The organism is Verrucomicrobiia bacterium (assembly GCA_023953615.1).
Taxonomy (GTDB): domain Bacteria; phylum Verrucomicrobiota; class Verrucomicrobiia; order Limisphaerales; family JADLHS01; genus JADLHS01.
In genome coordinates, this window is sequence record JAMLJH010000002.1 from 1,159,231 (window position 1) to 1,186,048 (window position 26,818).

Genomic DNA, 26,818 nt, shown 5'->3' on the forward strand with positions numbered 1-26,818 from the left:
GATTACCACGAATAATGCACGGTGTAGGTGATGACCTTTTCCTCGTCTGGTGGCACCGTCACGCGGAATTCGATGGTTTGAGCGTCCTGCTTTTTGAAAGCGTCAGACTGGGCTTTGATCTTCCAATTGCTCCAACGGTAGAGGTGTTCGACCACGCGGATTTCCACTGCTTCCTTCTTGCGATTGCGTAGCTTGATTTCGAAAGTTTCATCAATCCATTTATCGCCGCGATCGGTTTTGAAATTTGTCGCTTTGCGTTCACCCACAAGATCGAACGAGTTGCCGGTGCGCACCCGGATGGTTTCGTTGCGCGGCGTGTGGTCAATCTGGTTTTCCCCGGTAAATTCCAACTGTCCATCCGTGCCGCGCCGGTAAAAGCGCAGCTTGCCCTTGGGCAGAGGGACGCCGAGATGGTTCGTATCCGCGTTCACAAATTCGCGCATCACCCAAACCTTGGTGTTGGATTGGGCGCCATAACCCTGATCGGTGTTTAGACTGCCATAGAAGCGGGAACTTGTGCCGCCGTCGTAAACGTAAAACACCGGCGCGTGGACGGCTTCGGCGCGCACAAACTCCACCTGCTTGGTTTCCCGGTCCCGGAGCGTTGTGGCGCGCGCCACCGTGTAGAGGTGAAACTCGTCAAAGGTTTCTTCCGTCACCGTTGGCGGCGCGCCGGCAGCTGCGTATGACAGGGCCATCACTCGGGTAGCTGGTCTGCGTTCTAATGGAGCGATTTTATTCACGTCTCCGGCCAACAATTTGATTTTCGCGTTCTCAAAAGTTTTGCCGCTGGAATTGTTCATGGAGATCCAGCCGATGAGATCCACCGTGTCGCCAGTCTCCGGAGCGACGAGATTGTAATCCGCAGCCCAGGTGAAGCCGCCGGTGACGTAGCTGACTTCCGCCGCCAACTTGCCGGGTTTATCCGTCCGCAACAGCCAGTTGAGCGTGGGCTTGAGGATGGTGTCATCGCCCAACGAAGGAAACAACGGTTGGCCGGGCAACGCAAATTGCAGCTCCCCGTTCACCTCGATGATGGGTTGTTCCTTGCCGCCTCCCGGCACGTAACCACTCCGAATGATTTTGCCTTTGATGATTTCACGCGTCAGCGTGTTATCCTTCATCCGCTCGCGCACGAAGGAAATCGTTTTGCCTTCATTCAATGACAGCAACAACTCCTGCGAGACGGGGTCGTTGCGGTAGTTTTGTTCGAGAATCTGCAGCGCGCGTTGGCCGGAGGGATCGCGCAGGATCACTGAATCCGGCTCCAACTGCGCCGTGGCGCCTGCAAAATGAATCTCGTTGAGATCGGCCTTCAGTTCGAGTGGAACGTCATCCCGCACCACGGCGAAATCTTGATTGTAGATGGTCAGCGCCGGACCGGCGGGACTGGTGACGCTCCAGGGGGACAGGAGGGCAGTGGCGGCGACTAGCGCCGCAATTGGTGTTGATTTTAGCTGGTTCATAAATTTCTCGTTCGATGATGAGACGGTATTAGTAGCAGGATGCTCCCGGAAAAGTTTAATCGCGAGGAATTTCAGTCGGGGTCGGTGGGGAAATCTTGACCCGCTGCGCGCAGATTTTATCATGCGATCCGGTAGGTTGAAAACGCTACCTCAAGCCGCACGGCCAGGGCGGTGGCTTGAACCCCGAACCGAAATTGAAACATGACAAAAATCCAAAAAATAGTGGCGCGCGAAATCCTCGACTCGCGCGGTAATCCGACCGTCGAGGTTGATTTGACTTTGAACTGCGGCGGGATCGGTCGCGCGGCCGTGCCCTCGGGCGCCAGCACGGGCGAGCACGAAGCCGTCGAGCTGCGGGACGGCGATAAAAAGCGTTACCTCGGCAAAGGCGTGCAAAAGGCCGTGGCCAATGTGAACACGAAAATTGCCGGCGCGCTGCAAGGCGTGTGCGCGTTGGATCAACTCACTGTGGACCGCACGATGATCAAGCTGGACGGCACGGAAACCAAGTCCAAGCTCGGAGCGAACGCGATTCTCGCCGTCTCGCTGGCCAACGCTCAGGCGGCGGCCAAGTGTCTCGGGGTGCCGCTCTTCAAGTATCTCGGTGGCCCGAACGCCAAAGTGTTGCCCGTGCCGATGGCCAACGTCATCAATGGCGGCGCCCATTCGGATGCGCCGATTGATTTCCAAGAGTTCATGATCATGCCGCACGGTTTGCCCACCTATGGGGAAGGATTGCGCGCGATCACTGAAATTTTTCATGCGCTCAAGAGCGTGCTCAAGAAGCGCGGCTTAAGCACCGCCGTGGGGGATGAAGGCGGATTCGCCCCCAAGCTGAACAGCGTGGAGGATGCGATTGAATCCATTCTGGAAGCCACGAAGAACGCCGGTTACAAGGCCGGCAAACAGATCTATCTGGCGTTGGATGTGGCTTCGTCGGAATTCTACAATCACGACGGCACTTACACCTTCAAGAAAAGCACCGGCAAAACGGTCACGGGCGCGCAGCTCGTGGACTTCTACGCCAAATTGGTTGCCAAGTATCCGATCGTCAGCATCGAGGACGGTTGTGCCGAGGGCGATTGGAAGCATTGGAAATTACTCACCGAAAAGATCGGCGACCAGGTGCAACTGGTGGGTGACGATCTCTTCGTGACGAATGTGAAGTTCCTGAAGAAGGGCATTGATACCGGCACCGCGAATTCCATTTTGGTGAAGGTGAATCAGATCGGCTCGCTCACCGAGACGTTGGATGCGGTCGAGCTGGCCCAGACGAACGCCTACACCGCCGTCTTGAGCCATCGCTCGGGTGAAACCGAGGACGCCACCATTGCCGACATTGCGGTGGCGACCAATTGCGGTCAGATCAAGACCGGCAGCTTAAGTCGTTCGGATCGACTGGCGAAATACAATCAATTGCTGCGGATTGAACAAACCCTCGGCAAGAATGCCGTTTACGCCGGACGCAGTGCGTTGCCCCAAGCGCGCCGATAAAATCAGCTATCCTTTTGCAAAAACCTCGGTGGAAGTCGCTTTCCACCGAGGTTCTTCGTTATCACTGCGAAAGCATTCAATCGCTTATTTCTTTGGCTTTTTGAAGAGATTCAGCAAGTCGCCGACCGGATCAGCGGGTGAAGCATTGGTGGCGGGAGCGTTCGTGTTCGCGTTGGCCGAATCGGACGCAACGGGTTTGCCGCCGAGAATCGCGCCGACCTCACCCAGCACGCCGCCCGCCTTGCCGCCAATGACATTGCCAATCGTTCCGGCGGTAAAAGCGAAAATCACGGTCTTATCGGTTTTGACATCCGGACTGCCAAGCGTGCCGGTCAATCGCGCAAACGTGGGCAATTGCACGTAGGCATCGTTGGTCGTCTGATTCGAGATGCGTAGGTTTTTTGCCACTCGTCCCGCCAATGAAATATCCAGGTTCTGGTTTAATGGCGAGTCATCCAGCACATCGGCAATCGGAATCGCTCCGCGGGTGGTGGCAATGAACGTTGCGCTGTGCGCGATAAAATCCGGGATCTCGATCTGGCCGTTCGCCGCGCGCAGGTCGGCATTGACATAATTCAACGGAGAATCGAGCAGTTCCGGCGCGCCCAGCCCGAGGGCGATGGGCGTGATGATGGCGCGAAGTTTGGGACCGGTAATCTGAATGTTGGCGTTGGTGAAGCTGAAATGCGCCGAGCCGTTCAAGTGTTCCCGCAGACTGACTCCCGTAACGCCGGCGCCTTTGAGGTCAGCTTGGGCGGTAAGTTGACCATCGGCTTGGTCGCGATAGGTGGGTGAAAAAGTATTGGCCAATGGCGCGACCGGCACGTCTTGCGCCTGAAAAGTGACATCGTATTTATAGCCGCGCGTTCCCAAGTCCAAGGCAACGGTTGCGTTGACCGGCGCGCGATTCAGAGTCAACGCCATTGGCTTGAGCGTGATTTGATGATTGTCGAGCTTCGCGGTCATCTGGAGGTTCTCAACATCAATTTCGCGCAGGTAGAGCCGCTGAATCGCCGCTTCAAAAGTGAAATTTTGGAACGGTAGCTGGACGGGGTCAGGTTCAACATTTTTTCCTGGCGTCGCGGGCGGCGCAACGTTCGTAACGGTTGTGGCCTTCGTCGGGGCGTCGGCGAACAAATCATAATACGGCGTCACGTCCAAGGTTTCGGCGGTGAGCTTCAGTTGTCCGGTGATGGCGTTGCTCTGGGAATAATCCACGTTGCCAGTCAGGTTCAACTGGTTCTTGGCGCGGTCGGTCGGGGTGAGTGTCAGTTGCGCTTGTCGAATCTGCGCGACGGCCTTCGCCACGCCCACATCCAATTGCGCTTTGACCGCAAGCGGACTGGTGGGAAGCGAACCTTGCGGATCCTGGACCACCAGATTGCTCACCTGAAAATCACCTTTCAGCGACATATCGCCGTTCGCGGAAGCATTGACCGATGCGGTCGAGTCCAGGGAAACGGACCGCAATTTTTTATCACCCAAGGCACTTTCGAGAAACGGGCGCAAGCCATTTTGGTTAAGCCCGGCGAGTTTGAGCGAAAGTTGGCCCGCTTGGGTGGTCAGATTCAACTGCCCGGACAGATCAAAGTTGCCGCCGGGAGTGTCTCCGCCGCGCAAGGTTCCCTTCAGTTGACGGATGACCACGTCCTGATTTTGCAGGGTCACGTCCCAATCCGCCGAACTGCCGAAAGAGTTGAAGTGGTAATCGGCGTAACGACCGCGCAGATCTGAAAGCGTGAGCTGGCCGGTTGTGGTTTGGCCGGTTTGCGTTTTGAGGAGATGACTGCGCAATTCCAGCGTGCCGGAAGAAAATTCGGCTCCTTGCTGAGGCAGCACGGTGAGTAATCCCGACACCGCGACCTGAGCGGTCACTTGTAGATTCGCAGCCTGCGTGTCGCTGTGAAAATCGCCGTTGACCGACGCGGATAAAACGGGTTGAGCGTGTTGTGTCAGATCGAGTTGGAGTTTATCAACCTTGAATCGGGACAGGTCCGTGACGCTTCCTTGCGTGGTTAGTTTCACGTCAAGGCCGTTGAGCTTCAGGTCGTCCACCTTGGCGGCGAGCTGATTGATCGAGGTGTCGAGGTTGAAGGATAAGGCTTGCGCGCCCTTTTGCGCGGTTACTTGCGCCGTGGCGTTTACCACTCCTCCGGGCGATAAATCGGCTGCGAAAGCCTGCCAGTCGGCCAGGTTCAAATTCGAGACGCGGAGATTCAATGCCGCATCGCTCAGCGCCGTCGCGGAACTGCCCACCGCCAGACTGATCGGTTGAGTCAAGGCAACGGTCAACAATTCGTGCCCGTTTTGCGTGCCGGTGATATCGAGCGTTTTGAGCAGAGCCGAGAGGGTCGCTCGATTCCAGGCCGCGTCGTAGTCGCAACGCAAATCCAACCTCGGCGTGGTTTGCTGGGCGTAAGTTATCTGAAAAGGATTGAGCTGGATTTGACCGGTCGCGGCAATTTTCTCGCCGCCTTTCTCAATCTGAATTTCGCTGTTGGCGTTGATGACCGTTGGACCGAAATCAAGCCCGGCCATGGCGCCCGCCAGATTCAGTACGGCGCGATCCACGGAGGAGAGTTGCACTTTTAATTTGCCTTCCAATTTGGCGGCGTCAAACGGTCCGGCGACGTGCAATTGCGCAAGCCGGGTATCGCCTTGGAGAAATTGCAGGGCGATCTGCTTCACTTCCGTCGGCGTCACCTCGCAATCCAGGGTGGCGGCCAGTCCGGCGGCTTCAGCAAAATTGCCGCTGGCGTTTTGCACGGCAAAAGTCGCTTTTCCAATGAGATGATCCGGCAGCAAAGTCGGAGCAAGATTAAAGTCGAATTTACCCGCGAGCGTGGCGGCGAGCGCGTCGGTTCCGGTTGCCGCCGTGTTTTCCATCTGGAGCTGTGAGGAAATCTCCAAACGTCCCGCCCCGCCGTTCTTTATGTCGGTAGCGGTGAAATTTAATCCGGACAAAGCCATGGTTTCTGTACCGCCATCCTTGGTCTGGACCTCGCGTCGCAGCGTTGCATTCTTGATGGTGATTTGTTTGAGATTCAGAACCAGTGGTTTTGTCGCGTCGGTAGTGGCCGGCTCTTTCGACGCGGTCGGTTGCTCAAGCAACGGGTCCAGATTGCTCGATCCATCCGCAAGTTGTTTGAGATTGATGACGGGGGATTCAATCGTGATTTCGTCAACCTCCAGATTGCCGCGCAACAACGCGAAGCCGTGATAGCGGACGCGCACCAGATCCGCCGTCAAAAGCTGGGGCCGGCCTTTTGGCGTCAGCTTGAGTCCTTTGAGGGACACTTGCGAAAGCGGACTAAGCTGGAGTTCGGTGACGGTCAATTCGGCGTTGAGTGCGTGGCCGACGCGCGGAAGCACGACGCCTTTGATGAAGGCTGAGCTGGTCAAAATGAAGTACGCCGCAACCAGCAAAACTACGAAGCTTCCTAGAATCCAGATGAGTTTGCGCCGCCAGCTTCGTGCGGGGCGAACGGGAGTCGAATTCAGTCCTGTGTCAGCCATAATCAACCTAAAGCAATGTGTCGTTTTCCGTATTGCCCGATGGAACATCTCGGCCCAACAACCTTAGCGGTTGGGCGGATAGTTTCAAATGGATTGTTGGCGGACGAGGCGCCGAGCCACAGTGGCAAGACTTGTGGCGACGCTTTTCACAGTACGCCATCAGGCTTTCTTGCCGCCGGAAGTCGGAACGGTGGCAATGGTTCGCAGAATGCGACTGGCCACCTTGTAGGGATCGCTCTGTGAGTTGGGCCGCCGATCTTCCAGATAACCTTTGTACCCGTTGTTCACGAAACTGTGCGGGACGCGGATCGAGGCGCCGCGATTGGCGACGCCGTAGTTGAATTTGTCAATGGACTGGGTCTCGTGCAGACCAGTCAACCGCAGGTGATTATCCGGGCCGTAAACCGCGATGTGTTCGTTTTTATATTTGTCAAACGCGGCCATCAACGCTTCAAAGTAGTCCTTGCCGCCGACTTCGCGCAGGTGAGTCGTGGAAAAATTGGTGTGCATTCCCGATCCGTTCCAGTCCACGTCTTTGCCCAACGGCTTGCAATGCCAGTTCACGTCCACTTTGTAGCTTTCGCAAAGACGCATCAGCAGATAGCGCGCGACCCAGATTTGATCGGCGGCGGTGGTGGCGCCCTTGCCGAAAATCTGAAATTCCCATTGGCCTTTGGCGACTTCAGCATTGATTCCCTCCAGGTTGAGGTTGGCATCGAGACAAAGGTCCACGTGCTTTTCAATGATTTCGCGTCCGATGCTGCCCATGCTGTCGAAACCCACACCGGTGTAGTACAGGCCTTGCGGATAGGGGAAACCTGTTTCCGGAAATCCCAATGGCTTGCCGTCTTGATAAAGGAAAAACTCCTGCTCGAATCCGAACCACGCGCCCGGGTCCTCTGGAATGGTCGCGCGGCTGTTACTGGGATGAGGCGTTTTGCCGTCGGGCATCAACACTTCCGACATGACTAATACGCCGTTGCGCCGGGTGCTATCGGGATAACACGCAACGGGTTTGAGCACGCAATCCGAACTGCGCCCTTCGGCCTGGCGGGTCGAGCTGCCGTCAAATCCCCAGAGGGGAAGTTCGGCGGGAGTGGGAAAGGATTTGAATTCGCGGATCAGGGTTTTGCTGCGGAGATTGGCTGTGGGTTCGTAACCATCGAGCCAGATATATTCCAATTTAAATTTAACCATGTGTGTGTAGTGTGTGCGCACAACCTGGGGTGTCCAGTCACTTGAAGCCAAGACCCGTTTCCCAACGCCAAGTTACGCGACTCCATTCCAGCAGGTGCCGGGGTGTGCCGCAAGCACTTTGCGCAACGCGGCATTTTTCGCGTCACCAGTGCGGAGATCGTTGATGCCACTCCGTCATGATAAATTATCGCCGCCATGCAGGAGCGTTGATTGGGATGCAGACCTGGCTTTTAGTCAGTTTCAGGCTTTTCTCCAGCGTGCGCTTGCGACACCATGCCGTTGGAATAAAGGCCGCAGGCTGGATGCTGAAAGTAAAAGATACTTTGCGCGCCACGGTGAATCTGACCTTCGATGGGCAAGTGATAAAAACCTATCACGGGTCGGATGCGCTGAAGCGTTTTGAGAACGAGGTGCAGGTGCTGAACTACCTGGAAGCTCAAGGTTGCCCCTTTGTGCCCCGCCTTTTGGAGGCGGACCGCGAAAAGCTGCGGATTATCACCACCAATTGTGGGTCCCGAGTCGAGCGCGTGGATCCCGACCGCGTGCGGGAACTTTTTGCCGAATTACAACAGTACGGCGTCCGCCATGATGATCCCGACGTGCGCAACATCACTTACCGCCAGCAGGACGGAAGATTTTGCCTCATTGATTTTGAGTTCGCCACCATTCTGAGCGATGCGTCCAAGACCAAACCGCAATGAGCCAACCCAGCCCTGAAGTGATCACCCCCACGTTGCGCTGGTTTGGCTGGACGGATTGTGGCCGCGTCCGTCAGAACAACGAAGATGCTTTTCTCGGATTGCGATTTGACGCGCAAGACGTGCAACGGCTGGGAAAGTTTGGCGAAGCTTCATTGGCTCAGGCCGACTTCGCCTTCGCCGTCAGCGATGGCATGGGCGGCGCCAAAGCGGGGGAATACGCCAGCAATGTTGCTGTGGAAAAAATCACGACGCTGCTACCGCGCTCTTTTGCCCAACGCGCCGCGGGTTTGAGCATCGGCGCGGAAGATATTCTGGCCGAACTTTTCACCCAGGTGCATCGCGCTCTGGCTTACCTGGGCGGCAGCTACGAGGAGTGCGATGGCATGGAAACGACGCTGAGCCTGTGCTGGTTTACTCCCGGGTGGATGTATTTTGGTCATGTGGGCGATAGTCGGATTTATTACTTGTCGCAGCGCGATCAAACCATCAAACAGATCAGCCACGATGACACCCACGTCGGCTGGCTGTATCGCCAGGGAAAGATCAATGAACGCGAAGCGCGCACCCATCCGCGTCGCAACGTCCTGCAAAAAGCCCTCGGTGGCAGCAATCAATTCATTGACCCGCAACTTGGCGCGGTGGGCTTCGAGTCCGGCGACCGTTTTTTAATTTGTTCCGACGGCCTGATTGAGGGGCTTTATGACCATCACATTCTGGATTTAATCCGGTCGAACTCCGGACGTTCCGATTACCATCCGGCGCGCGAATTGGTGTTGGAGTCGGTGCGTAATGACGGTCGCGATAACACCACGGCGCTGGTCGTCGAAGTTATTTGAGGAGATATGACTAGAGCACTCGTAATCTAAATTGCTCTCAAGAGAGCAATAAAGGTGGAGCGAGGGTTGCGCTCTCCATACAGTCATTTTCCCCAGTTCGACTCGGGATTCATCGGAATAACAATTACATGATTTGTCGGGACGATTTTCTGGCTTGGGCCGGTAACGAAACCATCCCATGACAGATACCCGTCAACAGGGTCATACCCCGGTCGCTGAAATCTAAAGAAGTGAAGGTGACTGCCGTTAAAGCTGATCAATTCCGTTGTTCCATCGTCGCCGGATGGAGGGACGGATTTCCGATGTGTCCAAATGGTTCGATCAAAAGGACGGGTGTAGTCTTCATACCATTCGCCTGCCACACCATTGAGGGTGCGCCCATTACCTGCATCTCGGAATTGAAATTGAACCCGGCCCGTTGCGCACCCGGCCGATATGGTCAGGCTCAAAAAAAGGAGAAACCACCACGAACTTTGATCGCGTCTTACGCTCTTAAACCCGGGTTCATGGGCAGGCGTTTGCCTTTTCTGGCAGCATAGCAATTGACGTAGCTTTTCCATATCAGCGGTCAAAGTCGCCGTTTGTTACTCCGTGGCACGGAGAGTCAAAAGATGAAAAGTGGTCGGAGCGACAGGATTCGAACCTGCGACGTCTTGCTCCCAAAGCAAGTGCTCTAGCCAGGCTGAGCTACGCTCCGAACCATTAATTTGATTGGTGAAATCGCAGGCTTTTGAATTCTGCAATTCACGTTTTTCATACTGCGGTTCCCTACCGTGTGAGGTGAAGGAACATTCCGCCGCCGCCGTTCGGTGATGGTAAAAAACATTCATGACCAATTTCGTGCGCCACGTCCAATCCGCAAACCATTATGCGCGAATCCGTATGCGCGGCAAGCTGATTTGGAAAACTCCCAAAACCGGCCGCATCCGTGTGGCTCGATTGCGCTTTAACATTCTCCACAAAGAGGCGCGACAGTGCGTTGCTACGCATACGGCGTTGGCGCGCGGAAGCTAACTTCGAAGTCACCTTACTTTAACGCAACTGGAGCAGCACCATGCCGTCGGCGGGGAGGAGGATCGGCACGCCTTGATTGACCAGTGCTTCAACCTCCAGTCCGGATGGATTGGTCTTGGGAGCGTCCGAACTGGCTGGCGCGGGGTCGCGGATGATGGCGGCGTGGCGGAGGGACGGCAGCGGGTACGGCAGGAGTTGCGGTCGCACCACGCAGCGCGCTTCCTGCGGATGGTCTTGGAGGTTGCTGAGCAGGACGTACGTTTCGCCGGGACGACTGTAGATCGCCGAGGCGCAACGATCACCTTCAAGCGTGACGGCTGGATTGCGCCAATCGGCAAACCGATAGGATTGAAAATCGCCCAGCGGTTTCAATTGCTTCACCAACTCAAAGGTCGCGGGACTGGCCGGCCAGGGCGTGACGCCGCTCAGCAGAGCTTGCTGGGCAAACAAGCGGTGCAGGCGCGGGGGCGATTGCGCGTTCAATTGTCCGTAGCTGATGACGCCGCGTGAGCGCGCGCCGACCAACGACCATTCCAGCGGCAGGTCTTCCAACTTCGGGCCATCGTCTTTCCAGGTGCCGTAGCCCCATTCGTTCGCGACCACATGATCGGAAAAATTTTCGACACTAAACATGGGCGTGGTGGTGTCGTGAATGATCACCAATCCGTTCGGCCCCACGCGGTGGCGCGTCCATTCCATCAGGTCGAGCAGCTCGTCAATGTCCCAGTGACCCGCCGCCGCTTCGCCCGGCGCTTTGCCTTCGTGTTGGCCGTTGGCGCAGTAAAGCGCGACGTTCCAATCGTAATAAACCCCGTCCAACGGATGATTTTCGAGCACGCGATCAATGGAGTGTTTCAGGAACTCGAGCCAGCCCGAGCGCAGGCACATTTGCGCGCCGAATTCATTGGTGCCGGCGTAAAAATTATGCTGCAGTTTGCCCGCGCGATTCAGGCGTCCCCAAGCCATGCCGTGCTCCTGAAATTCCGGGGTGCTCGGGTGGAGTTCTTTATTCGAGAAATAAGTGGCGGTGCGGAGACCGGCCTGATGACAGTTGGTCAGCACCTGATCAAACTTCGCCAGGTCAGGGTAGGGCGGATACGATCCGTCCCGCCAGAATAAACCGTCGCCGTAATAATCACCGTCGTTATGACAGTGAACGGTTTGGATGCCGGATTCCGCCCAGCGCTGAATTTGCGCGGGCGTCACCCATGCGCCGCGATTGCGGTTGAACGAAGTGTGCAACCACGGCGACCGCGCGGATTGCTCCTTGAGCGGGAGGCCTAGATAAAAATCAAACTGGCAGGCATTGGATAAAACCACAGTGGCATTGGTGCTGAAGAACGGGGCGATGGCCACCGCAATTCCCGGTGGTTGATCCTGCAATGTCAATTGGCTGCGCGCCTGACCGCGTTGGCCGGTGAGTTGCAAATCCCATTGGGACAAATCCGAGCTTACAAACCATTCCAAGCCCTCAACTCCCGCATCGGCAAACAACAGCGAACGGGGCACGTAGGACAGCGTCACCGGCGGATCGGCGGGATGGCTGCGGCGCATTTTTCCCCAACGATTGCTGCCGAAAGAGAAGGCCGGCGTGCCTTCCGCTTCAGTGATGCCTTCGCGATAGCCGTAATCAGAAAGGCTGGGAGCTAAAACCATCGTGATCGGACAAACCTCCCGCACCTGGACCCCGGCAGGTGGACTGAGGAATTCCCTGTGAATTTTGAGATAGCCCCAGTGATACGCGAAAACGGTTCGGACGCTCACGTCGGACGCGCGCCCTCGCTCATCCAGGAGCCGACTTTCCACCGTGACGATTTCAGTCAAGCCATCCTGACGGTGTGTGACGCGGGCTTTGTCGTCCGGCAAATCCGTGAAGTGGGTGCCGTTTTCAGTTTCAATGCGCATGGCCAGAGGCTGAATCAGCAGGTTGGTGGCGCGACCGTTGGTGAGGCGGATTTCACTGATCGCACCGCCGCGTTTCAAATCGTGTGTCACCGTGTAATAGGGCGTGCTGAGGCGCAGCCGCCCCGCGGCTTCATCCTTTTGCACGGCGTATTTTTCCGGCCAGGCGCTGATCGTGCGGTTTCCCGGTTCAGCCGCAAAAACTGAGGGTGCAAAGCAACTGGCCACCAACAAACAGATCAGGCTCCGCCTGGTTCTGGCAAACCGACGCTTGGATGAGCCACTTGATTTGTGGGGTTGATTTCCTGCGCGCTTCATCGTCACGCCAAGGTTATCCATTGCCGCCGCCATGACCAGAATGAGAAATATGTCGGAGGTTGGTTTGTCACCAACCACCGGGTCTGGCTAAGCAGCGAGGATGCGATCAAGGGCGTGCGACAGATCCGGCAGGCTCGCGCCTTGCTCGGTGATGAGCGCTCCCGTGTAACCCACACCATCGAGCGCTTTCATAATTCCCGGCCAGTTGTTTGCGCCTTCCAACAGCGGCACGCCAAAGCCTTTCCAGACGTCCCCGGCGCGCATGGCGCGGTCGCGACTGTATTCTTTGATGTGAACCCGGATGATGCGTTTGTCCAGGGTTTGAATCCACTCGATGGGATCGCCGTAGCGGATGATATTGCCCACGTCGAAGTGCCAGCCCACCTGCGGCGAATTGATGGCGTCCAGATATTCCATCGCCTGATGCACCTCGGTGATGAAGTTGTTCCAGACGTTTTCAATGGAGATGGTGACGCCGGAATCCTTGGCCAGGGGAATGGCCTTGCGGATTTGTTCGATGGAGCGTTCCCAGCATTGTTCGTAGTTCGTGTCCTTGTTGACCACCCCCGGCACGAGCAGAATGGACGTCGCTCCGTAGGCCTTGGCGTCACGAATGGTCTGCTCCAACGCGGCCAACCCACTCGCGCGGACTTTGGCGTCCGGGCTGGACAGAGGTTCGCCCCAATGCTTCGCGCCGCACACGCTGACGATGGATAACCCGGTCGCTTCCCGTGCTTGCAACACTTCCTTCTGATCCATGTGGCTGGCCATCTCGACGGCCTCAAAACCGGCGGCTTTGACGGCTTGCATCCGTTCCATCACGCTGCCTTTTACGTCAATGGTGTCCCACATGATCGCCTTGAGATTGGCGCGCTTGCGGCCGGCGGGAGCGGACTGGTTCGCGGCCCAAGCCCATGTGGGCGACCAGCCAGCCAGCGCCAGGGCGGCGCCGGTGGTTTTTAGAAAGTTACGTCGGTTGGCGTTAAACTTCATGACGGTATCGGGGTGGTTGTAGGTCAGATCAATGGGGTCATCCCGGGAACGGCCATGGGCGCAATCGCCAGTGGCATTTTCCAATCCAATGTTGCCGGCACAATGGACTCCTTCGAGTTCAACGCTTCCTCCCAGGTGACTTCCTGGCCGGTGTAAGCCGCCATGCGTCCCATGATGCCCATCAAGGTGCTTTGCGCCATCCAATCCGCGTCAAAGATGTGTTTGCCGCTGCGGATGCCGGCGAAAAACTCGTTATGTTCGTTTTGATACATGTCGGTCTTCGGCCCGCGGAAGCGCCAGTTTTCCTTGCCATGAATCACCGGCCCGGCGGCCCAGGTGATTTTGGCCGAACCAGTCGCGCCCATGATGTAATCCGAGTTTTCGGAGAAGCAGTTGCTGATCTGCCGCTGCCCGAGGAACGCATGCACGTCGTTTTCGAATTCGTACACCACGAACATGTGGTCGTAGATATTGCCCTGGTGGTTGGGAATCTGGCGTCCGCCCACGGCCACGGCTTTAAGCGGCGGCACATCTTTCATGGCCCAGGCGATTTTGTCCACGCTGTGGCAGGCTTGTTCCACCAGACCATCGCCGGAGAGCCAGACGAAGTTATACCAATTGCGCACCTGCCATTCCACGTCGCCCATGTCTTTCGGGCGGGTCTCCGCCGCCGGCATGGGCTTCACCGGACTGGTGTAGTAATTCGCGTAGATGGAGCGGATGTCGCCGATCGCGCCGTCGTGCAGTTTCTGAAACAGTTCGCGGCGGGGATAATCATAACGCCAGCAAAACCCGGCGAGCACCGAGAGGTTTTTCTGCCGGGCCAGCTTGGCGGTTTCCATCACGGAACGCACTCCGGTGGCGTCGGTGGCCATCGGCTTTTCACAGAAGACATGCTTGCCCGCGGTGACCGCCGCCTTGAAATGTTGCGGGCGGAATCCCGGCGGCGTGCAAAGCAGCACCACGTCCACTCCGCTATCAATCACTTTCTGGTACGCGTCCAGACCCGCGAAGCAGGTCTCGGGAGTGACTTTGATCCGTTCAGGAAAACCTTGCTTGTCAGCCACCGTGCGCAGGGTTTGCAACGCAGGCTGGATTTTTTCCGCGAACGCATCGCCCATGGCGACCAGATGCACGTGCGGGTCCGCCTGTAACGCCTGACCCGCCGCACCGGTGCCCCGACCACCGCAGCCCACCAGGCCGACGCGCAGCGGCGTGTCGTCCGCGGCGAACGCTTTGGAAGTGAGAATGGCGGGAGCGGCCAGTGCGCCCGCGATGAGCGCCGATTGGCCGAGAAATTCGCGCCGTGTTGAACCAGAAGATTTTGAGTTATTCATAGACTGTAGCTGTTTTCCGTTTCGTTTCGACTCTTTATGCGGCAATTCAATTCAAATAGCGAGTTGTTCTTTTACCGTGGCGAAGGCCCGCAAAGCGAGTTCCAAATCCGCTCGCGAATGGGCGGCGGAAATCTGCGTGCGAATGCGCGCCTGGCCCTTGGGTACGACCGGGAATGAAAACCCGATGACATAAACACCTTGATCAAGCATGGCATCGGCAAACCGCGTCGCCAGAGCCGCGTCACCCAGCATCACCGGACAAATGGGATGCGTGCCCGGCAACACGGTAAAGCCAAGTTGACTCAGACCAGCGCGGAAAAATTCCGTGTTGGCCGCCAATTTATCCCGGAGCGCGGTGGAGGCGCTGAGCAATTCCAACACGCGCAGCGAAGCGCCCGCAATTGCCGGCGCGAGCGTGTTGGAAAAAAGATAAGGTCGCGACCGTTGGCGGAGCAGTTCAATGATGGCGCCGCGACCGCTGGTGTACCCACCGCTGGCGCCGCCCAACGCCTTGCCCAACGTGCCGGTGATCAAATCCACCCGGCCCATCACGCCGCAATGTTCAGGAGTGCCCCGTCCCGTTTTGCCCATGAACCCGACCGCGTGCGAATCGTCCACGACGACCAGCGCGCCGTATTTTTCCGCGAGATCACAAATGCCCTTCAGATTGGCGATGTAACCATCCATTGAAAACACGCCATCGGTGACGATCAACTTGAAGCGGGCGTTCGCAGCTTCCTGCAACTTGGCCTCCAGATCCGCCAGGTCGTTGTTGCGATAGCGAAAGCGTTGCGCTTTGCACAATCGGATCCCGTCAATGATGCTGGCGTGATTTAATTCATCGGAGATCACCGCGTCCTCCGCGCCGAGCAGCGTCTCGAACAAACCGCCATTGGCATCGAAGCAGGAGGAGTAAAGGATCGTGTCGTCCGTGCCGAGAAATTCGCTGAGCTTTTGCTCGAGCTGTTTATGAACGCCTTGCGTGCCGCAAATGAACCGCACGCTGGCGCAGCCGTAACCCCATTGCGCCAACGCGGCTTTGGCGGCGGCGGCGACCTCAGGATGCTGCGCGAGGCCGAGATAATTATTGGCGCACAAATTCAGCACCTCCCGCCCGTCGGCCACGCGAATCGTGCTGCCTTGCGGCGTGATGATGACGCGCTCTGCCTTGTACGTGCCCGCGGTCCGGATGGCGGCCAGTTGCGCCGCGACGTGTTGTTGGAATTCCGGAAGGTAACTCATGCCCGCATTCTTCAGTTGCGATATTAGAACCCGAGACGCGCCCGGAACTCAACCCCGCATATTGGGGGACGCATCCGTCGTCTCGCCGCTGAACTCGTTCGGCAGGCTGGAAGCCTGCGATATAGCGATTTCGCCCGATGTGTCTTTTGCCTTTGCCCATGAGGTTACGCGCGGGTTTCAGGAGCGCACCGAGAGATTGGGTGGTGGGAGAAGAAACAGCCTTGGGCATGGAATAATAGTTACGGCACAACGTCTTGGTCTCGCCACGCCTTCAGCACCTTGGCGAAATCAATATTCTTCGGCGCTTCGTTCCACGATTTGTAGAAAGAAGCATCATCGCTGACTGGCGCGGGGGTGGGTTCGGTAATTTTGATTCGCGTCGGCATCATCACCGAGTCACCTAGCAGGATGCACTCCCCGCGGCGAAGCGTTGAAAACATGCTCGCAATCCCACGGACAGAATCGGGCAGGAGGCTCTTGACGTATGCTTGGTCGTCCGGATTCGAGATTCGTAGGCAGAGAAAGCTATTACACTGCGAAAGTATGGTGGCGGACACTTCGCGTGGGCGTTGGCTGATGGCAGTGAGGCTGATGCCATACTTGCGCCCTTCTTTGGCTATCCTCTCGGCTGAGTGCTTGGCTGCGTCTGTGGCCGGGTTGCTATCGCTTAAGTAAATGTGAGCCTCGTCTGCGAAGACGGCGATTGGGAAGCGCACCTTGTGGGCGCGGCGATGCCAATAGGCGAAGTCGAACAGGCAGCGGAGAATGAGCGAGATCACGGACGAGCGAACGTCGAACGGCACGGGGCTCAAATCGACAACTACAACCTTCTTTCGCGCTCCGGTTGCTTCGCCAAGCAGCCGACGGAACAAGGCTTCCATCGATGCGCTGGTGTTGTATTTCGTCGGCTTGAAGATAAGGTCGTAGCGTTTGTCGTTCAGTCGAGAGTCGATGCGCATTAGTAGGCGCGTGAAGTCGCCAAAGAGCGGTCCTTGCTTCGGCCCTTTCGCCCCAGCGACCATTTCCGTGTCGAGCCGCCTGAACTCACTTAGTATCGAGGTGAAATCAAAGAACACCGGTGTATCGATGGTGATTTTCTTGATCGCGAGTGCCTTGTTTTCTGGGTGGTTCTCTTTTGCGGCTTGCAGTAGTTCCTTGAACTTGGCGATTTGATTTGGGGCAGCGGACTCGCTGCGGTCTACCATGAGGCCGAGCAGTTCTTCGGAGTTCATTAGCCAATAGGGCAACTCCAAGTCGGTTGCGGAAATCACGTCGGCAGAAGCTCCGAAGGTGGCGGCATATTCACCGTGCAAATCGAACAGCACGATGGTCGCCTGCTGGAACGCACACATTTTCTGAATCAGCGATGCGACCGTCCACGACTTGCCACCGCCCGTCTGCCCAAGAATGGCGGCGTGACGAGTGAGGAAGGCATCGAGATTGATTTTGGCCTGCTGGCTGGGAACGAGCGAAAGTTTTCCAATAGCAAAATCACCTTCCGCGTAGCTCGAATAAACCTTGTCGATCAGTTCCGGTGCAACTGCGAACACCGGCGCGTTCACAGTTGGAAGAACGTCAGAGCCGCGTTCAAATTTTCCCGCTGCGTCCATTGTGCCAACGGCAATAGTTGCCAGACCGCGATTTGCCCGGTCGAGAACGAACGCACCAGCAGAGTCAATGTCGCGAAGTTCCGACGCCGTGTTCTTCGCCTCGCGCATTTCAACGCTGGTGACCATGCAGAGTAATCGCCCCGCTGGCAGCGCAATCATCACGAACGTCCCAGGTTGGCCAATGAGCACAGGCATCGGCCCAGCACCGGTAGCAAGGTGAATGGTCATGGACTCGGGCACTCCCATTTCCGATCCGGTTGACTGTTCGTGGTCGAGCAGTGACACGAAGATTTCGTCACCCGTGACGCCCACAACTTTGCCAATCTGGTAATTACTCATAAAGGTATCCGGTTAGAAGAGCTTCACGAACTCGCTGAATTTCCAAAGGTCTGTGCCGGGTGTAGCCGCTTTGCCACCCATGAACACCTCGTTTGAATAGCCGCCTCCGAACGAAGGCAGCTTTTTGAAATCGGCCACTCCGCTCGGCTCAATTTGGTTCAATGTAAAGAGCCGGATGCGTCCAGTTTTTAGTGCAGGCAAAACGAGATGCTGGTTGATGTGCTCGTCACCAAAACTGAATCCACAGCAAAGAATGTATTTGCACGCCCCACCAAGAACGCGGCTCATGTAAGCAAACATCGTTTCGTGCGGCGGCGCTAGGGCCTCCATGACTTTTTTCCGGCGCGGCAAGACCATGACGCGGTTCGCTGGCCCTGAGAGGACATCGGGATGTCGCTCAAAAAATTGTCCGGCGTCGGATGTCCATGAGATCGAGCCGTGAAGTTTCACCAGCTTTATCGCGAGCTGGTTGTTTGGGGTAAAGCGATTGCCAACAACCTCGCCCGACGTTGCCATGAACTGGCCAGGGTTAAAGAAACGCTCGGTGCATCCGGAAAATCCGTTCTCAATAAGCACGCCAGCTTTCGCTGCTGCGACCTCAAACAGCAGGTCATAATTCGTTGTGAAAATCCAGACCGTGCATGGGCGTCCGAATGTCCGCTTGGATAGAGCACGGAAGAACTGGACGTGATTGTCGATATTGGGAGTTTTGACCGCTAGGATTTCGTGGACCACCAGTTCCCGAAATCTGGGCTCAAGTGCGATGCATTGCGCATCCTTCGAGTTGATGGCATGGGCGATGAGTAAGTCAGCAATCTCCTCAATGTTTGGCGTAGCCTTCGCATCATCATAAGACGACCCGGCAGCCTTGAGCACTTTGTCGAGAACGGCACGTTCAGCCGGCGTGAGAGCACCAACAACCTTTCGAGTCAGGCCATTCATCATCGGATAGCCAGCTTCTACCGACGTGCCAGCGCCGAAGAGAAACCCTGTACCTTCGAGTGAGTGATTGATGTTGGGCAAGATGGTTACGAGGTCTAGGCTCATAGCATTTCACGCTGCATACAGCAGCGATTTGAGTTGGTTGGCGGCGGTGCGGAGCTGATCTGCACCGCCGGATTTGCCGATGATTTCGTTCACGTCGCCGTGGTGGAAAATGGGCGGGAGTTTCAGCATGTCGCGCAGCGTAGTTAAAAAGGCTGCTTGAGCAAAGCAAAAGCCTCGTGAATTTGACAGGATGAACGGGATTTACAGGATGACACTTTCTCTGGGTCTCTGCGCCTCGGTGACCCTTAACTTCAGAACCTGATGAAATCGCCGCGCGTCTGCAGTTGCCTCGAGTTGCGGCGTTCAGTGTAAATAAACCGTGCGCGCTGGGATAACGCCAAGAGATCAAACTGACCGGGCGTTGGCGTGGCGGCGGCTCGGTCGAAACTGCGGCGGCTTGGCTTTGATAAACTTTCGGTTAAGCTGTGAGGCGTTACGCGGGGGAATCCACGACTTTTTGTTTCCTCCGTGTTCGCAATCATCTTTTTGTATGTACGCTAATTTGGTTAAACTTTTTCTGCGGCTTTCATTGGGGATCGGGTTTTTATCGGCGGTGGCGGATCGGTTCGGCTTCTGGCATCAAGGCGTGGCCTGGGGCAACTGGGAGAATTTTCTGAAATACACCGCCACCCTGACGCCGTGGTTGCCAGCGTCGTTGGTGCCGGTGGCCGGGATCCTGGCCACGGCCGCCGAGGTCATTTTTGCGCTGGCCTTGATCGTGGGTTTCCGCACGGATTTGTTTGCCAAATTGAGCGGCGGATTGTTGCTGGTGTTTGCTCTCTCAATGGCGTTGTGGACGGGAATCAAACGTCCGTTGGACGCTTCGGTGTTTGCGGCATCAGCCGCCGCTTTGGCGCTGCCTTTGATTCGAGGAAAATTCCTCGAACTGGATAATTTGCTTTCGCGAAAACGAGCGGGCTGATGCGCGAGGGTTGATTGAAGCGACGGCTCGCGCCGCCGTTCCGAAGTTGACAAGCCCAACAAAAACGTCCTGCCATTGCTGACAGGACGTGAGGTTGAAAGGCCCGATAATCGCCTCAGTAGGTGAGACGGTAACGGCGATTACTTTTCAATCGGAGCGCCGACGATGCTGCCGTATTCGGTCCAACTGCCGTCGTAGTTTTTCACGTTGTTCAAGCCGAGCAGGTATTTCAGCACGAACCAGGTGTGGCTGGAGCGTTCGCCGATGCGGCAATAGGCAATGGTTTCCTTGTTCGGGTCCACGGCGTTTTTATCCAGGTAAATGCCGCGCAGTTCGTCCGCGGATTTGAAGGTGCCGTTCGCGCCCACGGCCGTGCTCCAGGGAATGCCTTTGGCGCCGGGAATGTGTCCGCCGCGTTGCGCGGTTTCCGTCATGCCGGGCGGCGCGATGACTTTGCCGGTGAACTCGTCCGGACTGCGCACGTCCACGAGATTGCAGGTTTGATCGGGGCGCTGTTTGAGCAGTTCGGGCAACAACGTGCGCAGGCTCAAATCCGGTCCGCTGGCCTGATATTGCGTGGGCGTAACCTTTGGCAGGTCCGTCGTCATTTCCTTGTCGGCTTCATTGAGCCATTTGATGCGACCGCCATTCATCAGGCGCACGTCCTTGTGTCCATAAATTTTGAACAGCCAAAAGCCGTACGCGGCGAACCAGTTGTTGTTATCGCCGTACAGAATGACGGTGTCCGCGGGCAGGATGCCGGCGTCGCTGAGCAATTTTTCAAAAGCGGCTTTGGTGATGATGTCGCGCCGCACCTGATCTTGCAGTTGCGTTTGCCAATTGAAGCCCACCGCACCCGGAATGTGTCCGGCCGCGTAGGCTTTGCTGTCCACGTCTATTTCGACGAGTTTGATCCCCGGTTTACCGAGGTTTTGTTTGACCCAGTCGGTTTCGACCAGGACTTCAGGATGTGCATAGTTTGCCATAAGTCATGATTACGGTTTAAGCCCCGTGCCCAATTCGGGAACGTGTTTCGCGAGGTTCGAAGTGTATTTGAAAATGTTGTCGGGAAAGATCATCACGCCGTGCCCGTTTTGATCGCGGCGCACGATATCCAATGCGCCCTCGAAAATCAGTCCGGAACTGGGGCCGGCGAGCAATCCTTCATTGCGGCACAACTCCAGCGCACGCGTGTAGGCGAGACGAAAATCCACTTCGAGGATGTCATCCACCAGCGAGGCATCGAAGAGTTTGGAGACGCCCAGTTGCGAAACGTTGCGCAGCCCGGGCACGTCGTGGCCTTCAGTGGGTTGCACGGCGATGATTTTTACGTCCGGATTTTTCTCGCGCAGAAATTTGGCCGTGCCCGTCACCGTGCCGCAGGTGCCGAGAGAAACGAACAAGTGGGTAATTTTGCCTTCGGTTTGCCGCCAGATTTCCGGGCCGGTGGTGGTGTAATGCGCCTCAACATTCTTGGCGTTTTCGTACTGGTTGGGCATCGCGTATTTTTGAGGCGACGCCTTGGCGTGAGTCTTGGCCAGATTGATTGAACCATCGCCCAGGCCGGGCGCGGGACATAGCTCGTCCGAGATCACTTCCAGGTCCGCCCCCACGATTTTCAGCAGAATCTTTTTTTCCGTCGGAATTTTGTTGGGGACCACCGCCAGCAAACGGTGGCCGCGCGCCCGCGCCAGCGCGGCGAGGCTGATGCCGGTATTGCCCGAAGTAGGTTCCACCAAACCGCGCCCATCGGTCAACTGGCCGCGTTCTTCCAAATCCCGCAGCAGCGCCCAAGCGGCGCGATCCTTCACCGAACCGAACGGATTCATCCATTCCAGTTTGGCGTAGAGCGGAAAATTCGGCATCGGGTTGAGCTGATTGATGCGGACCAATGGCGTGGGGTTCTGCTCGGTGGGCAGCAGTTCAAAGATATTTTCGTAAACGCGTGTCTGATGATTCATGTGTAACCCAAAATTACCGTTTCGATCGCACCCCTTTCCGCGCGGGCACCGGCTTGGTTGCCTTGGCTGGCCGGGCGACCTCGCCAAGCTCCGCCATCTGTTTGATTTCTTTCAATTCTTTTACTCGAATGGAAGCCAGCCCGCGGATGGGGAAGTGCATCAAATAAACTTTGCTCTTTTCGATGGCCGCATGCCAGCCAAATTCACAATCGCGACAGCCATAAAATTTATTGAACGTCACCTTGCCGATGAAACAAACCACTTTGGGCTGGTGTTGGCGGATGATCTGCCTGGCCCGTTGGACGCCGGTTTGCTCCTCGCCCGGACGCAGTTCGGTCACGACCACCGTGGGGCGATCCACCAAATTCACAAAGTTCAAGCCGTACTCGGGCATGAATTTCTCATCGTAAACGCGGCGCAGGGTTTGATCGTTTTTCAGATCGCTTTCCGCTTCCGCCAGTAAACCGGCCCGACTGAGCAGATACCAGAACATCTTGTTGTTGGAAAAGGGCACGCCGCGCCGGTGCGATCCCGGATGCGGATTGATGCCAACGAACAGGATTTTTGCGCCCGGAGATATTTTATACTCGACCATATCAAGCGGTGGTGCCGGCGCGACGAGCGCGCGGCGCCGGAGCTTCAAGTTTCGAGGCGGCGGGCGGCGCGGGATAGGTGATGGTTAATCCGCGCACTTTGGCAAACGGCGTCAGGGTGTGAACGCGGCGGCTCTTCGGTCCAATGATGTCTTCCGCGCGAATACCGCGCACCAGCAACGCATCCGCAATGAGCGAGCGATGGCAGCGCCACGGCACCGCTTCGGCACACATCAACGCCGTGCGTTCGCGGCGCGCGCGCTTGATTAATTCCTCGAGGCTTTGCTTGAATTCCGGGGTCTGCATGTAATCCGCATAACCGCGAAAGGATGCGTTGCGCCAGGCGGTATTGATCGAGTCCCGCTTGGTATGGCGCAGTCCGCCGAGACCCGGCCAATGGACATAATGCAATCCTTCCTTTTCGAGGTTCTTGGCGAGGGTTTCTTTATTGAACTGCGGATTGTAACGCGAGCGCGGCACCGTTCGCACGTCCGCGACGAGCGACACTTCGTAGGCACGCAACAATTCCACGAACTCCGCGAGCGAACGGGTCGAATGACCAATCGTCAGCACGACGAATTGGGTTTTCTTGCGGCTGGCGGAGCCAGCGCTTCGTTTCGGTTTCGAAGCGGAGTCGCTGCTGACTTTTCTAATTACTGGATTCGGTTTCGTACGGGCCGCATTCTGCTGAGGACGAATTTTCACTTCGCCGCAAAGCTGGCGCGATCGTCGGCTTCCAACCAGTCGAAGGTCGTGGCCGTTTCGGGCTTCAACCCGTGTTTGGCACAATTTTCCACAAAGTAAGCGCGCTTTTCGGGGTAATTATACAAGCTGTCCGCTTCCACTTTATCAGACCAGGCTTTCACTTCCTCGGGCGTCTTCTTGGCGCCGTTGGCGTTGAGCCAAGCACCGATTTCCTCGTAAGTCTTGGCCGCCTGCACGGCCGCCTGAAATTGCGGGCCGGTGATTTCCTTGAACCCGAACAGGACGTTGTCCAACGGACAATCAAAATTATATTCGCCCCGCTTTCCGTTGAGGTTGGCGCGGCACTTGTCCACGGCGCGTTTCGCAATCACGTATCCGCCGACGCGTTCGCGCGGGCTGGAAGGGGCTTGCCGGGTTAGGTCTCGATCAATAATAGGTGTGCTCATTTAATTAATTTCTCTCTGGTTTGATTGGCTTCGGGTTCGCGCGGCCACAGGTCGTCCTTGCCAAATTCCGGACAGCACGAGCCGCTCCCGACGTAACATTCCTGACACAAGACGCGATCGCCAAAATGAAACGCGCCAAATTTTCCGCAAACATCACAAACGGCTTTTTCATCCGCACGGACGGAACCAGCCGTTGATTTCTCAATTACCTTCGTGGTTTTCATACCTCAACTTTCGTGCGAGTGACATCACGAGGCGTGGTGGTCACCGCAACCGATGCTTCCATTCCCAATACCGCCCGGATGCGAGCGGGTTGTTGGAGCAAATCCGCCAGTGTGTAGCGATCCAAAACTTGAAAAAACGCGGCGGACGCTTCCTGCAAAACACTCTTGAACCGACAGGCCGGTTGCAGCCGGCAAACCCGATTTCGCGCGTCCCGACAGTTAATCATCGTTTCGCTTTCTTCGCCCAGCCGCACAATGTCGCCCACGCGAATGGCCTCCGGCGCTTGCGCAAGGGTGAAGCCGCCACCCACGCCGCGGTGCGTGTTCAGATAACCGTGCCGTCCCAGATCATTGACGATCTTGACCAGGTGATGCCGCGAAATGGCGAAGGTTTCCGCAACTTTCGCCACCGTCATTCGTCCGGAATCGCACAGCGCGGTTTGCACCAGCACGCGCACGGCGTAATCGGAGTAGGCACTTAGTTGCATCCCGCAAGAAATATGGGAACAGCTTTTTCCGAGAGCAAGTTAAACATGCACTTGAAATACATATTTAATGTAACTAGCCTCTTATGTTAGTTTTTCTTTTGTGAGGTGAAACGCCGATTTCGCGGACAAAGGTGCGGACGAGGCGTCACCAACGAAATTTTACAGCAATAACATCAAACCGGATAAACATACTTATGAGCTCTTCAACCCAATCACCAACTGTTCGTGTGGAATCTGACAGCCTCGGCCAGATCGAGGTGCCCGCCAACGTCTATTGGGGCGCGCAAACGAAGCGTTCCCTCATCCACTTCGACATTGGTCGCGACCTCATGCCGCCCGAGTTGATTCGCGCGTTCGGCACGCTGAAGAAGGCGGCGGCGTTGGTGAACGCAGATTTGGGCAAGCTGCCCGAGGACAAAGCCAAGTTGATTGTTGCGGCGGCCGATGAGGTCATTGCCGGTAAATTGAATGATCAATTTCCATTGCGCATCTGGCAGACCGGCAGCGGCACCCAGACCAACATGAACGTCAACGAGGTGATCGCCAATCGCGCGATCGAACTGGCCGGTGGCGTGCTCGGCTCCAAGAAACCCATCCATCCGAACGATCACGTCAACCGTTCCCAATCCTCCAATGACACCTTTCCCACCGCCATGCACATCGCGGCGGCGGAACGGGTGCAACGCGACTTGATTCCCGCCATCCAGCGGATTTACGAGGCGACGGCGGCCAAGGCTCGGGAATTTGCCGGCGTGGTCAAAATCGGGCGCACGCATTTGCAGGACGCCACTCCGCTCACGGTGGAACAGGAAATGTCCGGCTGGGCGAGCTTGTTGGCGCGCGACATCGAACGACTGCGGCAATCCGCCGACGGACTTTACGATCTGGCCATTGGCGGCACGGCGGTCGGCACGGGATTAAACGCGCATCCGGAATTTGCCGAGCGCGCGGCGGCCAAAATCGCCGCGCTGACCCAACTGCCGTTCCGATCGCACCCGAATAAATTCGCCGCCTTGTCCGCGCACGATGAATTGGTGTACGCGCATGGAGCCATTCTGACGTTGGCCGGATCATTGATGAAAATCGCCAATGACATCCGTTGGCTGGCGTCCGGCCCGCGCTGTGGTTTGGGGGAATTGCAGATTCCTGAAAACGAACCCGGTTCGTCCATCATGCCGGGCAAGGTGAATCCCACCCAGTGCGAAGCCATGACGATGATCGCCGTGCAAATACACGGCAACCACGCGGCGATTGCTTTTGGCGGTTCGCAAGGCAACTTCGAACTGAACGTCTTCAAACCGGTGATGATTTACAACTTCCTGCACTCAGTGACGCTGCTTTGCGACGCGAGCCACGGATTTGTGGATTACCTGATCAAGGGCATGGCGCTGAATCGCGCCCAGATTGATGCCCATGTGAAAAACTCCCTCATGCTCGTGACCGCGCTGACGCCGGCCATCGGCTACGATAAAGCCGCGCATCTGGCACATGTGGCGCACGTCGAAAACTTGAGCCTGCGCGAGGCCTGTTTGAAACTCGGCTATCTGTCCGGCGAAGAATTTGATCGGCAAGTCCGCCCGGAAGCCATGACGCATCCCTGATGCGGTGGCGGCGATAGTTTTAGCGGCTCCATCAAAATGGTAACCATCGAAGTGAAGGGAATCACCCGGCGCACCATCCAACGAAGGTTGCAGGGTGGACGCGACGTCTCGTCGCGTTGAGTGGCGCTGTGGTCATCGCCGGCAGGCGCTCAGGCTATTTGACCGTCGCAATATTCCAAGACTTCGGCGTGCGGACGTTGGCGAATTGACAGCCCCGGCGGAGTGGCTAGAATCCGCCTCAGTTTGCAGCCCGTTAAATCGAAATCAACCAACCAACTCTTATGAAAATAACGCTCATCGCAATCCTGGCAGTCCTCTTGATCGGGGTCAGCGGTTGTGGCAAGAAAAAGCACACGATCAAGACCGACGACGGCAATGTGGAAATCACCCAATCCAAATCCGGGGACGATTTTCGGATGGAGATAAAAGGCCAGGATGGCAAATCCGCCATGACGGTGGGCGACACCGTCAGTGTTCCGGATTCTTTTCCCAAGGACGTGCCGATCCTCGCGGGGGCCAAACCTTTCATGAACGTGACTCAGGATAAGCTGGAGATTTTGCATTTGAAAATTCAGCAACCCCTGGCAGCAGTCGCCAAGGAATATCAGGAAAAGCTGAAGGCCGAGGGCTGGAAAATTGAATCCACCGCAAACATGGGCGAGATGTCCATGATCCAAGCGAAGAAAGACAACCGCACTTGTTCCGTCGTAATTAACAAAGGCTCGGGCGACGCCGAAGCAACGGTTCAACTCGCCGTGGGCGAGTGAGCGCGTCGCGGCGCCCGACATTTTTCCTCATCGAATAGGTCAAGGGCAGGGGAGAGAATCGTCGAACGGAAGTCCGCGCTTTGAATGGCTAACCCGGAA

22 protein-coding genes and 1 tRNA gene are annotated in these 26,818 nt (G+C 56.6%); 6 read left to right on the top strand and 17 right to left on the bottom strand.

The window, feature by feature from the left end:
- Window positions 1-2: 2 nt before the first annotated feature.
- A complete protein-coding gene (locus M9920_15230) occupies window positions 3-1,466 on the bottom strand; it encodes a hypothetical protein (protein MCO5053630.1) in 1,464 nt (487 codons plus the stop codon).
- A gap of 201 nt (window positions 1,467-1,667) precedes the next feature.
- On the opposite strand from M9920_15230, the gene eno reads away from it, so the two are divergent.
- The gene (gene eno, locus M9920_15235) at window positions 1,668-2,960 is read left to right on the top strand and encodes a phosphopyruvate hydratase (protein ID MCO5053631.1); all 1,293 of its coding nucleotides are present in this window, start codon (window positions 1,668-1,670) and stop codon (window positions 2,958-2,960) included.
- Window positions 2,961-3,044: 84 nt separating this feature from the next.
- On the opposite strand, the gene M9920_15240 is transcribed toward eno, so the two are convergent.
- Both M9920_15240 and M9920_15245 read right to left on the bottom strand, forming a co-directional pair.
- Window positions 3,045-6,476, bottom strand: a complete 3,432-nt coding sequence (locus M9920_15240) for an AsmA family protein (protein MCO5053632.1) — start codon at window positions 6,474-6,476, stop codon at window positions 3,045-3,047.
- A gap of 159 nt (window positions 6,477-6,635) precedes the next feature.
- Complete coding sequence (locus tag M9920_15245; protein ID MCO5053633.1) at window positions 6,636-7,673, bottom strand: glutamine synthetase beta-grasp domain-containing protein; 1,038 nt, start codon at window positions 7,671-7,673, stop codon at window positions 6,636-6,638.
- A gap of 302 nt (window positions 7,674-7,975) precedes the next feature.
- Here M9920_15245 and M9920_15250 point away from each other — a divergent pair, with 302 nt between their 5' ends.
- Both M9920_15250 and M9920_15255 read left to right on the top strand, forming a co-directional pair.
- Window positions 7,976-8,374 carry a serine/threonine protein phosphatase gene (locus M9920_15250; GenBank protein ID MCO5053634.1) on the top strand — a complete coding sequence of 133 codons (399 nt, stop codon included), beginning with the start codon at window positions 7,976-7,978 and terminating at the stop codon, window positions 8,372-8,374.
- Window positions 8,371-9,210 (top strand): protein phosphatase 2C domain-containing protein, encoded by an 840-nt coding sequence (locus M9920_15255; GenBank protein MCO5053635.1) that lies wholly within the window; start codon window positions 8,371-8,373, stop codon window positions 9,208-9,210. The genes M9920_15250 and M9920_15255 overlap by 4 nt, the downstream gene beginning before the upstream one ends.
- Before the next feature lie 619 nt (window positions 9,211-9,829).
- Here the strand turns inward: M9920_15255 and M9920_15260 are convergent.
- The 7 genes from M9920_15260 to M9920_15290 form a co-directional block, all read right to left on the bottom strand.
- Window positions 9,830-9,907, bottom strand: a tRNA-Pro gene (locus tag M9920_15260).
- Between the two features lie 335 nt (window positions 9,908-10,242).
- Window positions 10,243-12,354 carry a DUF6259 domain-containing protein gene (locus M9920_15265; GenBank protein ID MCO5053636.1) on the bottom strand — a complete coding sequence of 704 codons (2,112 nt, stop codon included), beginning with the start codon at window positions 12,352-12,354 and terminating at the stop codon, window positions 10,243-10,245.
- A gap of 177 nt (window positions 12,355-12,531) precedes the next feature.
- Window positions 12,532-13,521, bottom strand: a complete 990-nt coding sequence (locus M9920_15270) for a sugar phosphate isomerase/epimerase (protein ID MCO5053637.1) — start codon at window positions 13,519-13,521, stop codon at window positions 12,532-12,534.
- A complete protein-coding gene (locus M9920_15275; GenBank protein ID MCO5053638.1) occupies window positions 13,461-14,774 on the bottom strand; it encodes a Gfo/Idh/MocA family oxidoreductase in 1,314 nt (437 codons plus the stop codon). Before M9920_15275 ends, M9920_15270 begins: the two co-directional genes overlap by 61 nt.
- Before the next feature lie 51 nt (window positions 14,775-14,825).
- A complete protein-coding gene (locus tag M9920_15280) occupies window positions 14,826-16,016 on the bottom strand; it encodes a glycine C-acetyltransferase (GenBank protein ID MCO5053639.1) in 1,191 nt (396 codons plus the stop codon).
- A 239-nt stretch (window positions 16,017-16,255) separates the two neighbouring features.
- A complete protein-coding gene (locus M9920_15285) occupies window positions 16,256-17,965 on the bottom strand; it encodes a DUF87 domain-containing protein (GenBank protein ID MCO5053640.1) in 1,710 nt (569 codons plus the stop codon).
- A 12-nt stretch (window positions 17,966-17,977) separates the two neighbouring features.
- The gene (locus tag M9920_15290) at window positions 17,978-19,012 is read right to left on the bottom strand and encodes an SIR2 family protein (protein ID MCO5053641.1); all 1,035 of its coding nucleotides are present in this window, start codon (window positions 19,010-19,012) and stop codon (window positions 17,978-17,980) included.
- A 490-nt stretch (window positions 19,013-19,502) separates the two neighbouring features.
- Here M9920_15290 and M9920_15295 point away from each other — a divergent pair, with 490 nt between their 5' ends.
- Complete coding sequence (locus M9920_15295) at window positions 19,503-19,934, top strand: DoxX family protein (GenBank protein ID MCO5053642.1); 432 nt, start codon at window positions 19,503-19,505, stop codon at window positions 19,932-19,934.
- A gap of 140 nt (window positions 19,935-20,074) precedes the next feature.
- Here M9920_15295 and M9920_15300 read toward each other — a convergent pair whose 3' ends face one another.
- From M9920_15300 to M9920_15330, 7 genes are all read right to left on the bottom strand, one after another.
- Window positions 20,075-20,920, bottom strand: a complete 846-nt coding sequence (locus tag M9920_15300) for a sulfurtransferase (GenBank protein ID MCO5053643.1) — start codon at window positions 20,918-20,920, stop codon at window positions 20,075-20,077.
- A gap of 9 nt (window positions 20,921-20,929) precedes the next feature.
- The gene (locus M9920_15305) at window positions 20,930-21,895 is read right to left on the bottom strand and encodes a cysteine synthase family protein (protein ID MCO5053644.1); all 966 of its coding nucleotides are present in this window, start codon (window positions 21,893-21,895) and stop codon (window positions 20,930-20,932) included.
- Window positions 21,896-21,908: 13 nt separating this feature from the next.
- Window positions 21,909-22,490, bottom strand: a complete 582-nt coding sequence (locus M9920_15310) for a mismatch-specific DNA-glycosylase (GenBank protein ID MCO5053645.1) — start codon at window positions 22,488-22,490, stop codon at window positions 21,909-21,911.
- A 1-nt stretch (window position 22,491) separates the two neighbouring features.
- Window positions 22,492-23,061, bottom strand: a complete 570-nt coding sequence (locus tag M9920_15315) for a DUF488 domain-containing protein (GenBank protein MCO5053646.1) — start codon at window positions 23,059-23,061, stop codon at window positions 22,492-22,494.
- A gap of 128 nt (window positions 23,062-23,189) precedes the next feature.
- A complete protein-coding gene (locus tag M9920_15320; protein MCO5053647.1) occupies window positions 23,190-23,639 on the bottom strand; it encodes a DUF5069 domain-containing protein in 450 nt (149 codons plus the stop codon).
- Window positions 23,636-23,863, bottom strand: coding sequence for a hypothetical protein (locus M9920_15325; GenBank protein MCO5053648.1), 228 nt, complete (start codon window positions 23,861-23,863; stop codon window positions 23,636-23,638). The genes M9920_15320 and M9920_15325 overlap by 4 nt, the downstream gene beginning before the upstream one ends.
- Complete coding sequence (locus M9920_15330; protein ID MCO5053649.1) at window positions 23,860-24,351, bottom strand: Rrf2 family transcriptional regulator; 492 nt, start codon at window positions 24,349-24,351, stop codon at window positions 23,860-23,862. Before M9920_15330 ends, M9920_15325 begins: the two co-directional genes overlap by 4 nt.
- A gap of 194 nt (window positions 24,352-24,545) precedes the next feature.
- Here M9920_15330 and fumC point away from each other — a divergent pair, with 194 nt between their 5' ends.
- Together fumC and M9920_15340 are read left to right on the top strand one after the other, a co-directional pair.
- A complete protein-coding gene (fumC, locus tag M9920_15335) occupies window positions 24,546-25,952 on the top strand; it encodes a class II fumarate hydratase (GenBank protein ID MCO5053650.1) in 1,407 nt (468 codons plus the stop codon).
- Window positions 25,953-26,233: 281 nt separating this feature from the next.
- Window positions 26,234-26,719, top strand: coding sequence for a hypothetical protein (locus M9920_15340; protein ID MCO5053651.1), 486 nt, complete (start codon window positions 26,234-26,236; stop codon window positions 26,717-26,719).
- Window positions 26,720-26,818 lie beyond the last annotated feature (99 nt).